Source organism: Bacillus cereus (genome assembly GCF_002567495.1).
GTDB lineage: Bacteria > Bacillota > Bacilli > Bacillales > Bacillaceae_G > Bacillus_A > Bacillus_A cereus_AQ.
Genome location: NZ_NVAP01000034.1, coordinates 46,628 through 61,090, shown reverse-complemented (window position 1 = coordinate 61,090; position 14,463 = coordinate 46,628). Strand labels below are relative to the sequence as shown.

The window sequence follows — 14,463 nt, the reverse complement described above, 5'->3', positions numbered from 1 at the left end:
CAAGGTTCTTCGTATAGAATCTTGGCTTTTTTGATGTTCATTTTTATGTTTCATCTACTTGCAATCCAGCAAGCTTCAAAATATATTATTTGTTAGCAGGCATATTCATTACTTTCATCTGTGGGCAGTTTTCTTTTAAGAGTGAAATGAACTTTTCTTCTTCTTGGGGTACAAAAACTGTTACTGAGTCAAATAAATTGTAATGGATTTCTAATTGCTGTCTAGTCCATTTTTTTGAATGAAGTTTTTTACCGGAGTATTTAACGTGACGAATGTCTTCAAATGGAATTTCAGTATGAAATATGAAACCGTGTTTTACAATAAGAGATGATGCAGTTATATTGTAGTGAGAAAAATAGAATGAAGAAAGATTCACGACATTTAATAGCATCATGAGAGTGAAAAAAATAGAATGTTCATTTTGGAAGAATAACGAAACGAAAAAAATAATTATAAATAATGTAATGAAAATGACGTGGAATGGATTTTTTTTCGCTTTAAACTTCAAGTTAGTCACCTCGGTATACTTGTTCTTTAACTAAATTAAATCATAATATTGTGATGAAACGTGTGAATATGCAGAATTGCATATTCTTTCGACTCACTATTCGTGTACAATTTCTTGATAGGGATAAATTTAAATGAAGTGTTGTAATCGTGGAGAGACAAGAAGTGACTTACAAGAATAGAAATGTAGTGCTAGTTATAATTAGTTGTATGATGCTTCTGGGTAGTTGTGCTAATAAATTTGTTGAGGACAGAAACAGAAAGCATGTATTTGTACAAACAAGTAAGGTTTTAGTAGAGACTGTAAATAGAATATTTAAAAGGTAAAAGGTGTTTTCGTATACGGAAACACCTTTTTTGTAGTTAAAATTGAATGCTGAAGTTTTGGAATGAACTTTTCTCCAATGTCCATAGTCATTAATCGTATATGCATTCTGTACAATTTGTTTAACAGTAAACCAAGGGTCTTGAAGAATAGTTATGTTCTATTTCACATCCTATAATGATTCGTTCGTGACATATATTCGCTTTTCGTTGTTTTAAATCCTGTTTAAAGTTTTTTGAATAGATGTTTTTGAAAAAAGTTTATAAAATAGGCAGACGAAATATTGAAATGTCTGTTTTTTGTGTGTTAAGATGAGGGAGTGTTAATAAACGATGTTATAATTTGTTTGTTTTATAGATAAACATTATGAAGGGGTGTTTAGTGTGAGTGATATTTCAGAGAAGTTTTGGGATGCGTCAATAGAGGAGTTAAAGAAAGGGTATGTGTTTGATGAGGAAACAGAGGAGTACATTTGCTTAGCTTGTGGTGAAACGTTTATTAAAGGGGTTATTTATCAAGATAATCAAGTTTTGTATGAAGCAGAAAAGTTCGTCCAATTGCATATTCAAAACGAGCATACATCAATGTTCGATTATTTATTAAATATGGATAAGAAATTTACAGGGTTAACGGATTTGCAAAAGAAAATGGTTCAGTTTTTCCATATGGGACTGAATGATAAAGAAATTGTAAAAGAGATGGACGGCGGAAGTACATCAACAATTCGTAATCATCGATTTACACTGCGAGAGAAAATGAAGCAGGCGAAAGTATTTTTAGCGCTAATGGAATTATCAGAAGAAAAATCGAAAGTACAAACAAAATTTGTACCAATTCATAGAACAGCAACGATGGTGGATGATCGCTACAATATTACGGAAGAAGAAAATGATGAAATATTAAAATTACATTTTCCGGATGGGTTAGATGGACCGCTTTCTAAATTTCCGAAGAAGCAAAAGCGTAAATTAATTATATTGCGTCATTTAGTGAAGAAGTTTGATAGTAATAAAAAGTATACTGAGAAAGAAGTAAATACAGTGATAGAAAATGTATACCCTGATTTCGTAACTTTAAGAAGATATTTAATCGAATATGGATTTTTAGATCGAACAGCCGATGGAAGTCAATATTGGGTGAAGTTATAATCATGCGAAAGGAAAATGAATAGAAGCAGAGTATTATAACAACTATACAAAGAGATAGATATTGAAAAAAGATTTTTAATAAAAGGAGAAATGAAATTTGAAACCACCTGCAGATAACAATAAAGAAGGTGCGGAGTCACATAAGTTGGAAAGTGAGAGTAAACCGATTTGGAAATCGATGTCTATGTTTTTAGTACCGTTATTATTAAGTAATGTACTACAATCAGTTGGACAATTATTTGGTATGGTAGTAGTAGGAAGATGGCTTGGTGTGAATGATTTAGCAGCTATATCAGCATTCTTTCCGCTGTTCTTTTTACTTGTTTCATTTGTAATTGGAATTGGTTCGGGTAGTTCTATTTTAATTGGTCAGGCGTTTGGTGCTAAAAATGAAGATCGTTTAAAAGCTATCGTTGGTACGACGCTTACATTTACTTTTATTATTGGAGTTGTGTTAGCGATAGTAGGTAGTATTTTTGCGATGGATATTATGCGTCTTATGGGAACACCAAATAATATTATTGAAATAAGTGTACATTATGCAAGAATTTTATTTATATCGATGCCAGTATTATTTTTATATTTTGCATATACAACATTTATGAGAGGTACAGGAGATTCTAAAACGCCATTTTACTTTTTGATTGTAAGTACAGCGCTAAATATGATTTTATTGCCAGTTCTTATTTTTGGTTGGTTAGGGGCTCCAAAATTAGATGTTTATGGGGCAGCCTATGCTTCTGTTATATCTACTGTTATTACGTTTATTGTCATGCTTGTGTATTTAAAAAAGAAAAATCATCCACTACAACTAGATGGCACAGTAAGAAAATATCTTCGAATGGACTGGGGCTTATTAAAGTTATTGTTACGACTCGGTATACCAGCGAGTATTAACATGATATTGGTTTCATTATCTGAGATTGCCGTAATCGCGTTTGTAAATCGCTACGGTTCGGATGCAACAGCTGCTTACGGCGTTGTGAATCAAGTTGCAAGTTATGTGCAAATGCCAGCTGTTAGTCTTGGTATTACAGTTTCCATTTTCGCGGCACAATCGATTGGTGCGAATCAATTTGATCGATTGCAGAAAGTGGTGAAGGCCGGAATTATTATGAACTATGTCATTGGTGGTGTGTTAATATCTCTTATTTACTTATTCTCAAGAGACATTTTATCGCTATTTTTAACGAGTCAAACTACAATTGAAATTGCTCATAGCTTAGTTATGATTACATTATGGAGTTATTTAATTTTCGGTCATGCACAAATTATTAGTGCGACAATGCGAGCGAGTGGTACAGTACTTTGGCCAACTGTTATTGGTGTTGTCTCAATTTGGTTAGTTGAAGTACCCGTAGCATATTATCTTTCTTACCATACAAGTCTTGGAATAGAAGGGATCTGGATCGGATACCCAGCGGCATTTATTGTCAGCTTAATATTGCAGTATGCGTATTATAAGCTTTCATGGCAAAAGAAACGAATTACACGATTAGTTAGTTAAATAGTAAAAATGTCCCTAAGTTATTAAACTTAGGGACATTTTTTTTTCATAAGTGTATGTTTATAAATAGCTTTTTAAAGTTATGTCAAAATGTTGTCTAATGAATTTTTTATCACTCATATAAAACTCCCACGCTTTTTCCGGTTCGCCGATAATTTCAAAGGATTCCTCTGTAATATATAAAGCGCAATTATCCTCCAGTGCAATTCCCTCTATATTCCCTTGATGATTTTGTAAAAAGGAATGGAAGGCGTTCATTCGGTTTAATTGATTATAATGTGGGCAAAATCTTTTATTAACAATTCCCCACCCGTTACTCTCTATATAACCAGAACCTTCATAATCTGATCGGATACTAGACATGAACCAACACATAGCACCAGCGCTATAACCAGCAATAAGTGTTCCTTGTTGCAGAGCCAATAATAATTTTTTATCGATTCTATGTTCTTTCCAGTATGTAAGCATTTGAATATAGTTCCCGCCACCAAGATAAATTAAATCGGCTGAATCAATCATCTCGTCTATTTCATACTTAGAAGGTGAATCTGTTATAGTACGTAAAATTTGTACTTCACAATGTAATTGTTTTTCAAACGTGTCTAAAAATAATTTTATATAGCTTTCATCATCATGACTAGCCGTTGGAATAAATAATATTTTTGGGTACGGTTTATTTGTTAATTCTATAAGGCGTTCATTAATAGGCAAGTGATTTGAATCTTGTAAATCACCGCCACCAATGACAGCTAATTTCATAGTAAAGCACCACCTAATCATTTTTGTTATATAAAAATTCGATAGAAGAGACTTACATTCCTTCTGTAATGTAATCAATAATTAGAAAATGTGGTTTAAGTATATCGGAATAGTAAAGGAAATCCCGCTGATTAAAGTTTCACTTTATCGATATATAATATTTCATACTATTGTTTCAAAATATGGAAAAAATATGTTTAAATAGATATAATGACGTATTCATTCATATTGAATTCGTGCTTATATTTTAAAAAGGAATTGGAAATAATAGAGATTTTATAAAACAGTTTTTACTTTTAATAGGAACTTGTATTACAATATGGTAAAATTATTTCAATATATTTATTTAATATGAAATACAAAGAGGGAGCGTGAAAAAAGTGGATTTTCGATTTGAATTTACAACGAAGCTGAAAGAATACTTAGATGATGAGAAGGATGAAAAAATAATAAAAGATGGACATAGAGATATGATTTTTCACTATTTATATGCGTTAGAGACTGAAATTGGCGTTGTTAAAAATCCTAATTTTACTTTTTTTGCATCAGGAAGGCGTTCACATATAGTATTAGAAAATGTTGAATTTAAAACAGAAGTAAACGTGAAAAGTAATATAATTGAAATTACAAAAATAGTAGATAATGTAGTTATTCCGTTAGATACTATCGTAGCGAAAGATCGGGAGTTATTTGCACTTGGGCGTAATGAGAAGTTTAGTGTACAAATATTAGAGCAGTATCTCTTTGATACATTTGGAGATAAGTTAGGCTTATAATATATAGAATGAGGTACTTATTTATAGGTAGTGAATTTTAGTTTATATTACTCGCGTTTGACCTCTCATTTAATTTATACTACAATTCGTAGTGTGAAAGGAGCCATACGATGTTTACGCAAAACTATAAATTAAATGAGCAAGGATTAAATCACTTCTTTGGACCGCTTGAAGCGAAAATTATGGAGATCATTTGGTCTACTGAAGGTATCACTATTAAAGAAGTCCAGCAGAAATTAAGTGAAGAATCGCCTGTGAATTTTAATACTGTTATGACAGTTATGAACAGGTTAGTAGAGAAATTACACTTAGAAAAACAGACTGTGAGAAGAAGTGGTATATATCGTGCTGTACAAACGAAAGAAGAATTTTTATCCAATCAAACGAAGAAAATGACACAGGAATTAATGGGGGAATTTGGAGATTTAGTTGTAACTCATATGATAGATGAGCTAGAGCAGGCTGATCCGAATTTAATAAAAAAATTAGAAGACAAATTGAATCAGTTAAAAAAAGAGGATCGATGAAATGAAATGGCAAATGCGTAAAATCGTATTGTTAGCGGTCATTGTTAGTACCCTCTTTTTCAGCATGCTATTGTATTACGTTACATATCCATTTCTTTTTCAAAATAAGGCGTTCTTCCTTTCAAAATTTTGCTTGTTTCAGTTAGAAAAACATATGAAAGAACTATCAACGATTCGTATTATAATAGCTGGGTTATTATTATTTACTGTATTAATCGTGTGCAAAAGAATTTGGCGGCAATTTTTCTATAGTAAAAAATTGCAAAAAGCACTTATCCCATTCATTAGAAAAGGGAAACAAATACATATACTACCGACTGCGGAAGTTGCAGCGTTCACAATTGGATTATTTCGTCCGAAAGTTGTCGTATCAGAAGGTTTGCTTCAGACATTTTCAGATGAAGAAATTGAAGCGATTATTTTCCACGAAGAATATCATCAAAATAACCGAGATCCGCTAAAATTATTTTGTTTTACGTTATTAGCAGAAGGAATGTTGTACATTCCGATATTAAAAGGATTGTTACAACGATATCATACGTATCAAGAGTTAGCAGCAGATAAATATACGATACAAAAAATGAAATCTTCATTTGAGTTAGGTAGTGCGTTATTAAAATTAATTAAAATAAAGACAATAGAAAATCGATGTGTTACAGCTTCATTTGCAAAAACAGCAATAAATTTACGAATCGAGCAAGTGTTAAATGAAAAAGTTGTGAAGCTTAATATCCCGTTACATACGAATTCGGTATATGTAACAATAGGTTTATTCTGTGTGTTGACTGTACTTATTGTTGGAGAGTGCATATAGCCTCTTTTTTTATGAACAAACACTACTCATTGTAGTGTGATAAGAGGTATTGTCATTTATATTATCATGCTTTTTACTGTTTTATTCGTCTATTCGGTGGATTTACAGGTTTTTAAAAATAAGGAGGAAGAAAAGTGAAGAAACTAATTGCTATTATACTAGTAGGTGCCCTCGTTTGGGCGGGTGTTAACTTTTATAATTCAAAGAAAGAAGAGCAGGAAAGAAAAGCAAAGCAAGCAAAGTTACAAGAGAAAGAAGTATTACCACAAGTAGGTTTTAAAGCACCTGGTATCACATTAAAAGGATTAGACGGAAAGTTGCAGTCGTTAAATGATGCAAAGGGAAAACCGTATATCATTAATTTTTGGGCATCATGGTGTGGGCCGTGTGAAATGGAGGCACCTGACTTAGTTCATATGTATGATAAATATAAAAAGGATGTTGAAATTTTTGCGGTGAATGCAACTGTTAGTGACCCGGTACAAGAAGCAAGCGCATTTGCTAATCGCTATGGATTTGAGTTTCCTGTTCTACTAGATATGGATGGAGTAGCTGGCCAAGATTATAAAGTATTCTCTTTACCGACGACATTTTTCGTTAATAAAGATGGAATTATCGTAGATCATGTACGAGGGGTATTACCACCAGACCAATTAGAAAAGAAATTTAAGAAATTGATTGAGAGTTAAGAGCGGATTTCGTGATGATGGAGTGGATCGTGAGGTTACAACCCGTATCTCTTATAATTGGAAGTCTATTTGGATTTATGTTGATGAAACGAAAGATGAGGCATCAAAATGTATCATATGAAAAAATGATGGATGTCGTAACAAATGCTTTTCTTATCATCGTATTTGTATGGAAGTTTGCACCGGCAATTTTAAATCCGATATGGGCTTTGGGATCGCCAGTGCAAGCATTATTAGCTGTTGGAAGTATGCAACATATTGTAGTAGGATGCGTAATTGCTAGTGTATACATTGTTTTGAAAAGTAAAAAGGAGCAATTTCCGCTTCGTATTTTACTTGATGTACTGCCTTTTGGGCTATGTATGAGTATTATTTTTTATTTTCTATTTCATCATGAAGTAGGTGCACAAACGACACTACCATGGGGAATGAACATATATGAATCTAAATTTTTATATCACTCTATTTTCGTATACGAGATCATCCTTGCTCTTTGTATAATGGGCTTGTTATGGATGAAAAATGAAAGGCTCGGAAATGGAAAGAATATAAGTATTTTTCTAATTGTTGAGGGGTTTGCTCAAATCATTATTTCGCTTGTTAGTGAACAAAATTCGGTTCAGTTTGGTCTATCGGCACAGCAAATAATGAGCTTTTGTATTATTAGTTTAGGGATTTTGTTGGTGCCGAAAAAATAAAAAATAGCCATTAACGGATATTCCCCGTGCATGGCTATTTTTTTATTACATACATTAAAAAATCGGTGGAGTAACAGAAAATAAAACTACCGCATTTCTCTCAAAATGATTCACCCATTTATGCTTTAAATAAGCAGGTATTTTTACACTATCGCCAGTTTCTAATATGTATTCTTCCTCGTTTAAATATAATGTGATTTTCCCATCTAAGACAAATGCTAATTCTTCTCCTTTATGTTCTAGTACATTTTCTGATGAAGCTGTATTAGGCGGGATAGTCATAATTGCTGTTGCTAAATTTCCAGTAAAATCAGGTGAAAGCATTTCATATGATAAATTATCGATAATCATTTTCTTTCGTTTATGGGAACGTACAATTAAATCGTCTGTATTTGTTTCTTCTAGTAAAAAACTAAATGTTGGAACATCAAGAGCTTTAGCAAGCACTTTTAATGTTTGAATAGAAGGGTTAGCAGACCCGCGCTCAATTTGACTTAACATAGATGGTGTAATATCGGCCATCTTTGCTAGTTCTTTACTAGTTAAACCCTTTTCTTTTCTTTGTTTTTCAATCTTTTTACCAATATCTATATTTTCCATAATGAAAATCTCCTTAATGATTATTAAATTATATTTAAATAAATTAAACTAAAATTAATTTTTGTGTTAAACTATATTAAAATTAATTTAATTATAATTTATTAAATCGCAAGCTACAAGGTGATGAGGAGGAAGAGGAATGAAGGAAATAGAGAAATTAAAAGAACAATATGCACTATTAAACAAGCTAATCGCAACGGAAGAAGTCTTTTGGATGAATCCGAATACGAAAAAGTATGAGACGGCAATAAAAGACTCGCCACTGAATGAAGGAAATGTAAAAGACGCGGAAGAGAGATTAAAGCGTTTTGCACCATATATTGCGAAAGTTTTTCCTGAAACGAAAGAGACGAACGGCATAATTGAATCACCTTTAGTGAAAATACCTTCTATGAAAGAAGCTTTAGAGAAAAATTACGAGCAACCTATTTTAGGAGAATTATTATTAAAATGTGATAGTCATCTTCCAATATCAGGATCAATAAAAGCTAGGGGCGGCATTTATGAAGTGTTGAAACATGCTGAACAATTAGCATTGCAGCACGGAATGTTAACAGAAGAAGATGATTATTCTATTTTAGATAGTGATACATGTAGAGAGTTTTTCGCGAAATATTCAATTGCGGTAGGTTCAACAGGTAATTTAGGATTGAGTATTGGGATTATGAGTGCAAAACTAGGTTTTAATGTCACTGTTCATATGTCAGCAGATGCGAAACAATGGAAAAAAGATTTATTAAGAAGTAAAGGTGTAAATGTTATTGAATATGAAGATGATTATAGTAAAGCTGTAGAAGAAGGAAGAAGGCAAGCTGATGCTGATTCTAGCTGTTATTTTGTAGATGATGAAAATTCACATGATTTATTTTTAGGATACGCAGTAGCGGCATCGCGTTTACAAAAGCAATTAGAAGAGTTAAAGATTGTAGTAGATGAAGAACATCCTCTATTCGTTTATTTACCATGTGGTGTCGGGGGCGGACCTGGCGGAGTAGCATTTGGGTTAAAGTTATTGTATAAAGACAACGTTCATTGTTTTTTTGCAGAGCCTACTCACTCTCCATGTATGTTACTCGGCTTAATGACAGGCCTTCATGACAAAATTGCCGTTCAAGATATCGGAATTGATAATGTAACAGATGCGGATGGACTTGCGGTAGGAAGGCCATCTGGATTTGTTGGGAAAACGATGGAACCATTTTTAAGTGGAAATTATACAGTAAGCGATGAAGAGTTATATAGATTGTTAAAAGAACTGGCTGATACGGAGGATATTTATTTAGAGCCTTCTGCACTAGCAGGTATGATAGGGCCAGTGAAAGTATGTAAAGAAGATGAGTATTTACAAAAGCAACAGTTAACAGAGAAGGTGACAAAAGGTACTCATATTGTGTGGGGAACGGGTGGAAGTATGGTTCCACAAGATGTAATGAGTGATTATTATAAGAAAGGTTTAGAATTAACGATATAAGAAAAATGAGGCTAGTTGTAGCCTCATTTTTTTCATGTACATAAAAATCTTTGTTATTTTCATAATAGTTCTTTATAGTATATATAAAGGATAACTAATATTGAATAAATACAACAAAAAGCTTTATTTTACATAATAAGAGGATGTGTATACGATGTCATTACAGACTAAATATATAGCGGGCATTTCGCTTGGGGTTATGGGTGTAGGCTTTGCAGCTACCATCCCTTTTCATGGAACGGTAGCAGGGGAGATTATACAAGGGGGATTTGAAGCCGGATTGGTTGGTGGACTTGCGGATTGGTTCGCGGTTACAGCATTGTTCCGTCATCCGATGGGAATCCCAATTCCGCATACCGCATTGTTACCTAAAAATCGTAAACGGGTAACGAAAGGGCTTATTCATACGTTAGAAAATGAATGGCTGACGAAAGAAAGTATTACGAATAAAGTAAAAGAGATGCAGTTAGCACAAATGGTGCTGCAAATTGCTGAAAGAGAAATACAGTCTGATGCTGTGAAAAAGGGGATTGTAACGATTGCAGAGAAAGCGATTGTAACAATAGATACAGAAAAGCTAGCTGTTATTATTGAAAAAGAATTAAAAACATATTTACATACAATTAATACAAGTAACATTTTACAAGTGCTTGTTGATCAATTAGTTGTGCAAGAATATGATGAAAAGACACTTGATCACATATTAGTAAAAGTGAAAGATTGGACAGCGCAAGATGAAGCTCGTTACCAACTCGGAAGCTTAGGTATGAAGGCAATGGAAAATATAAAAGTAGATGGGTTCTTGCAGTTTACTTTGAAATCATTTATGAATATTGTAGATGAAGATAAAATTGGTGGCATTTTGCAGAAGTTTATCATTAGCAATATTAACAGCTTACAAGAGGCTGATAATAGCACAAGACAACTTATATTAGCGAAGATTCGTCAAGAAATTATCAATGTAAAAGAAAATGGAGCATTATTACAGGAATTAGAAAATTGGAAAGAAAAGTGGATTGCGAATTGGAATGCTACTGATAAAATAAAAGAGTTGCTGGAGCAAGTACAACAAAGAGCAGTTGCTTTTGTAAATAATGAAGAATTTGCTGATAAATATGTTATTCCATTTTTACAAAAACAAATGAATAAAATAAAAGAAGACGAACAGACTGTTCAAAAAATAGAAGATTGGTTACAAAAACAAGTTGTGAATCTTGTTGAGAAGAACCATTCGAAAATCGGTAAGCTTGTACAAGAAAACCTTGATAAGTTAGATGATAAAACATTAATCGAAATGATTGAAAATAATGTCGGTAAAGATTTGCAGTGGATCCGTGTGAACGGTGCTGTGTGCGGATTTATGATTGGATTAATTTTAGAAGGAATTAAAGCAATTATATAAGAAAAACCTTCCACAATTGTGGAAGGTTTTTCTTATTTTTCAATAACGCTCATATTTAAATTATAAGCTTTCTCAATATTTAACTTGTACGTGCCATTTCCAGTTTTAATCGAATTTTTATACCAATGTTCTTGGTTGTTTAATTCTGGATGTTCTTCTGAAGAAGTATTTTCTTTTTTCGTTAAATCTTCTACTTGTTCCCAAGGTGTGCTTTCATGTGTTTCTTTTTGATTTGTTACTGCTGTTAAAGATACATCACTCTCTTTTGCAAGATGGACAGAGACTCTTGAGCTTTCCTGTACAAACCAATTATTTTGTAATTGACCTGGATAAAGAGATAGTTCGTTATTTGAAGCACGGATTTCCACATTTTTATTTTGCGGAAGAACAAGTGTTGGTTTCACCTGTGGTGCTGAATTAAATAACGTATGCTGAACAGGTAATGATTTTAAAGTGATGTACATCGTTTCTCCAGCCGTTTGAACCGAAAGGAAATCATCTCGTTTTAAATTGAGTTTTTCATTTGCTTTCGTCGTCATTTCATAAGTTCCCAAAAGATGAATTTGATTTGTATTATTTCCCTCTATCGTTAGAGGTTGATGTCCCGCATCTACTACGATTTTTTTGATAGATTCAGGTATATCAAATTGTCCGTCTGGAATATTACTCGTTTGCCTCGTTGTGTTAATAGAATGACGAACTTCTTCTAGTAATCCAGTTGATAATAAACAGTAAAAAGCAATTCCGACACTTCCTAAAACACCGATAAAGAAAATACTAAAAATATCATATTTAATAAAAGATTGCTCTTTTTTAGAGAATAGAAGGTATAGTAAAACTTCAGCTCCAAGTATGATAAGTAAAACTGGCCACCATGCAGTTAGTGTATCTAATACTTGAATTCCTTTTACGACTGAAAATAGTAAAAAGCATCCTAACGATATAATAGAAAGCCCCATTGAGAATGTTCCAACACGCCAAGTCCTCATTCGCTTGTCCCACCTTTGTTTTCTTTATTTCCAAGTAACAATTTACAGCCGCCACCAATTAAAAGGAGAGCAACGATAGATGTTTGGAAATAGCGATAATATAGTTCGCTAAGATGAATATTAAATATAGTTACAAAATAATCATTCAAAATCGGAAGGACTGTTTGATTTAATAAATAATAACCACCGAGTGTAATTAATCCGATACCAATCCATCTTTGATGATTTATAAAATAATCAATGATAGGTTCGTCATTTACGCGTTCTTTTCCGTATTTTGCTGTTTGCTGTAACGCATCAAAAAAGCTATAGAACCAAATAATTGGTACTAAAAATAAAAATGCAGAAAGTCTTAATAAGTCGAGTAAATAAATTGATAGTAAAAAGGCTGCCATAAGCTGAAGACCACGGCGTTGTAAACCTAAATACATATGTCCTGCTCCGGGGAACATTGCTAAAATAGAAGCAAATGTTTTATTTTTCTTTCCTTGTTCACGGTGCTCTTCAAAATCTTCGAAAATAGTACGGTCAACTAATTGCTCGCCGCGTTCTTTTTTCTGTAGTTGCTGAACAACGTCAAAGAAATTATAAATCCATAAAACAGGTAACGTAATAAGGAAGATAAGGAAACTTCCTTGAGATGTTAATAATGTCACAAATATAATCATGCTACCTAGGCCCGTACATGCAACTAAAAATGTAAGACCACGCTGCATAAGTCCTAATTGAAAATGTCCAAGTCCAGGGATGATGGATAGGAGAATAATATAAAATCTTTCACTTTCTTTAGTAGTTTCTAGATTTTTTTCTGCACCTTGTTTTTGTGATTGATTAATAAGGGTAATGACTAAGTCAATTAAATTGATTGTCCATAAAGCTGCAAATAAAAATAGGAGAAGAAAAATAATTCTATGATCTCCGTAGAGAACTGTAATACCTGCTGTAGCAATAAATAGTAATAAAGCTCCTCCGCTATATAAAATAAACCGTCCTATCTTTTTTAAGTATAAATGTCCAAGCCCAGGAATTAGCCCTAATACAAGTGCTAAAAAGGGATTTTTAATCATGCTTTGAACCTCCGTCCTTTTTTGATGTGTCTACCGATTTGTTTACAATTTGTTGTGAGATAGAAGTCTCATTTTCTTTGGAAGATTTCTCGAAATTTGATGCCGCTGTGAAAATAAATTGGAATAAACCACTTACCATGAAAATAATTGTAGCCGCAGTTGCAATTATGTAGTGAATAATCGTGCGCTTTAGTGAGTTTGTTTTTATATTTTCATTAGGTTGTAGCGTTTCAAAATTAATTTGCGTCATAACTTCGTTTGTAAATGAATCATCATTTATCATTGGAAGGTTTTCATGTTGTTCATCAATACTTTCCATATAAAGTGCTAAACAATGATCACATTCATAAAGGTGTTCTTCCATAGATTCACGTTCATTGCTTGCTATAAAATCTAATGTATAATTGCGCCAATCTTCTTTTGAATAATGCATCATAGAAACTCTTCCTCCTTCCAATGTTTTTTTATCCATTTTCTTGCCCGATACAGTTTCATTTCGACTGTTTTCACTTCGATGTTTTCTTGGAAAGCAATTTCTTGATAACTTTTTTCCTCTAAGTAATGCGCGAGAACGATGTCACGGTAATTTTCCGGAAGTTCTCTCAGTTTTTGAGCAATGAGTAATTTTTGCTCTTTCGTCAATAATAAAGCCTCGATATTATGAGAGGACTTTATATTTTCTTCAGTTTCTTTACATAAGGAGAGTTCTTCGTTTTCTCTAGCTTTCTTTCTCTTATAATCAATAGCGTGATTGGTGGCAATACGTGCCATCCACGTTTTTAATCCGCGAAATTGATAATTTGGGAGAGAGGTGTGAATTTTTACGAATACTTCTTGTGTAACATCTTTAGCATCTTCTTCATGTCTTAAAATAGAAAAGATAACTTGAAAAATATAATGACGATATGTTTGTACAAGGATACGAAAAGCATGCTCGCTTCCTTGCTGTGCTTTTTCAATTAATTGTTTTTCCTCAATCGGTCTCTCCCTCCTTTTTGACCCATTCTATTATATAGACGTAAGAAATGATAAGTCACCCTACACATTTTGTAAAAAAAAATAATATATTTTTTTGCAGGAGAGCTAGATGAAAAAAGGTGTGAAAAAATGGTAAGCAGAAGTATATAATGAGCAAGTAGGAAATGTTACGGGAAGAAAGGATGTGAATGTTAGTAGGGAAAGGG

Annotated in this window: 16 protein-coding genes; 9 read left to right on the top strand and 7 right to left on the bottom strand. The window is 32.8% G+C overall.

Annotated elements, in window-relative coordinates; all coding sequences use genetic code 11:
- Positions 1-85 precede the first annotated feature (85 nt).
- Positions 86-508, bottom strand: coding sequence for a PH domain-containing protein (locus COK05_RS15280; protein WP_098613247.1), 423 nt, complete (start codon positions 506-508; stop codon positions 86-88).
- 707 nt (positions 509-1,215) lie between these two features.
- On the opposite strand from COK05_RS15280, the gene COK05_RS15265 reads away from it, so the two are divergent.
- A complete protein-coding gene (locus tag COK05_RS15265) occupies positions 1,216-1,980 on the top strand; it encodes a DUF2087 domain-containing protein (protein WP_098613245.1) in 765 nt (254 codons plus the stop codon).
- A gap of 97 nt (positions 1,981-2,077) precedes the next feature.
- Positions 2,078-3,487: an MATE family efflux transporter gene (locus tag COK05_RS15260; protein WP_098613244.1), complete on the top strand. Its 1,410-nt coding sequence runs from the start codon at positions 2,078-2,080 to the stop codon at positions 3,485-3,487.
- 60 nt (positions 3,488-3,547) lie between these two features.
- Here COK05_RS15260 and COK05_RS15255 read toward each other — a convergent pair whose 3' ends face one another.
- Positions 3,548-4,246 (bottom strand): peptidase E, encoded by a 699-nt coding sequence (locus COK05_RS15255; protein WP_098613243.1) that lies wholly within the window; start codon positions 4,244-4,246, stop codon positions 3,548-3,550.
- Positions 4,247-4,626: 380 nt separating this feature from the next.
- Here COK05_RS15255 and COK05_RS15250 point away from each other — a divergent pair, with 380 nt between their 5' ends.
- The 5 genes from COK05_RS15250 to COK05_RS15230 all read left to right on the top strand — a co-directional run bounded on the left by COK05_RS15250 (position 4,627) and on the right by COK05_RS15230 (position 7,750).
- Complete coding sequence (locus COK05_RS15250; RefSeq protein WP_141539111.1) at positions 4,627-5,022, top strand: DUF3942 family protein; 396 nt, start codon at positions 4,627-4,629, stop codon at positions 5,020-5,022.
- A gap of 110 nt (positions 5,023-5,132) precedes the next feature.
- On the top strand, positions 5,133-5,549 hold the full coding sequence (locus tag COK05_RS15245; RefSeq protein WP_098613241.1) for a BlaI/MecI/CopY family transcriptional regulator: 417 nt from the start codon (positions 5,133-5,135) through the stop codon (positions 5,547-5,549).
- Position 5,550: 1 nt separating this feature from the next.
- Positions 5,551-6,363, top strand: a complete 813-nt coding sequence (locus COK05_RS15240; protein WP_098613240.1) for a M56 family metallopeptidase — start codon at positions 5,551-5,553, stop codon at positions 6,361-6,363.
- 134 nt (positions 6,364-6,497) lie between these two features.
- Positions 6,498-7,052: a TlpA family protein disulfide reductase gene (locus COK05_RS15235; protein WP_098613239.1), complete on the top strand. Its 555-nt coding sequence runs from the start codon at positions 6,498-6,500 to the stop codon at positions 7,050-7,052.
- A 17-nt stretch (positions 7,053-7,069) separates the two neighbouring features.
- A complete protein-coding gene (locus tag COK05_RS15230) occupies positions 7,070-7,750 on the top strand; it encodes a prolipoprotein diacylglyceryl transferase family protein (protein ID WP_141539117.1) in 681 nt (226 codons plus the stop codon).
- A 54-nt stretch (positions 7,751-7,804) separates the two neighbouring features.
- On the opposite strand, the gene COK05_RS15225 is transcribed toward COK05_RS15230, so the two are convergent.
- The gene (locus tag COK05_RS15225) at positions 7,805-8,350 is read right to left on the bottom strand and encodes a helix-turn-helix domain-containing protein (protein ID WP_098613237.1); all 546 of its coding nucleotides are present in this window, start codon (positions 8,348-8,350) and stop codon (positions 7,805-7,807) included.
- Positions 8,351-8,489: 139 nt separating this feature from the next.
- Here COK05_RS15225 and COK05_RS15220 point away from each other — a divergent pair, with 139 nt between their 5' ends.
- Positions 8,490-9,821 (top strand): D-serine ammonia-lyase, encoded by a 1,332-nt coding sequence (locus COK05_RS15220; RefSeq protein ID WP_098613236.1) that lies wholly within the window; start codon positions 8,490-8,492, stop codon positions 9,819-9,821.
- Positions 9,822-9,975: 154 nt separating this feature from the next.
- Complete coding sequence (locus COK05_RS15215) at positions 9,976-11,223, top strand: DUF445 domain-containing protein (protein ID WP_098613235.1); 1,248 nt, start codon at positions 9,976-9,978, stop codon at positions 11,221-11,223.
- 32 nt (positions 11,224-11,255) lie between these two features.
- Here COK05_RS15215 and exsE read toward each other — a convergent pair whose 3' ends face one another.
- From exsE to COK05_RS15195, 4 genes are read right to left on the bottom strand one after another with little or no spacing between them, the layout of a single operon-like run.
- Complete coding sequence (gene exsE / locus COK05_RS15210) at positions 11,256-12,212, bottom strand: exosporium protein ExsE (RefSeq protein WP_098613234.1); 957 nt, start codon at positions 12,210-12,212, stop codon at positions 11,256-11,258.
- Positions 12,209-13,279 carry a hypothetical protein gene (locus COK05_RS15205; protein WP_098613233.1) on the bottom strand — a complete coding sequence of 357 codons (1,071 nt, stop codon included), beginning with the start codon at positions 13,277-13,279 and terminating at the stop codon, positions 12,209-12,211. Before COK05_RS15205 ends, exsE begins: the two co-directional genes overlap by 4 nt.
- Positions 13,272-13,715, bottom strand: coding sequence for a hypothetical protein (locus tag COK05_RS15200; RefSeq protein ID WP_098613232.1), 444 nt, complete (start codon positions 13,713-13,715; stop codon positions 13,272-13,274). The genes COK05_RS15205 and COK05_RS15200 overlap by 8 nt, the downstream gene beginning before the upstream one ends.
- Positions 13,712-14,200 carry an RNA polymerase sigma factor gene (locus COK05_RS15195; RefSeq protein ID WP_098613231.1) on the bottom strand — a complete coding sequence of 163 codons (489 nt, stop codon included), beginning with the start codon at positions 14,198-14,200 and terminating at the stop codon, positions 13,712-13,714. The genes COK05_RS15200 and COK05_RS15195 overlap by 4 nt, the downstream gene beginning before the upstream one ends.
- Positions 14,201-14,463: the final 263 nt, after the last annotated feature.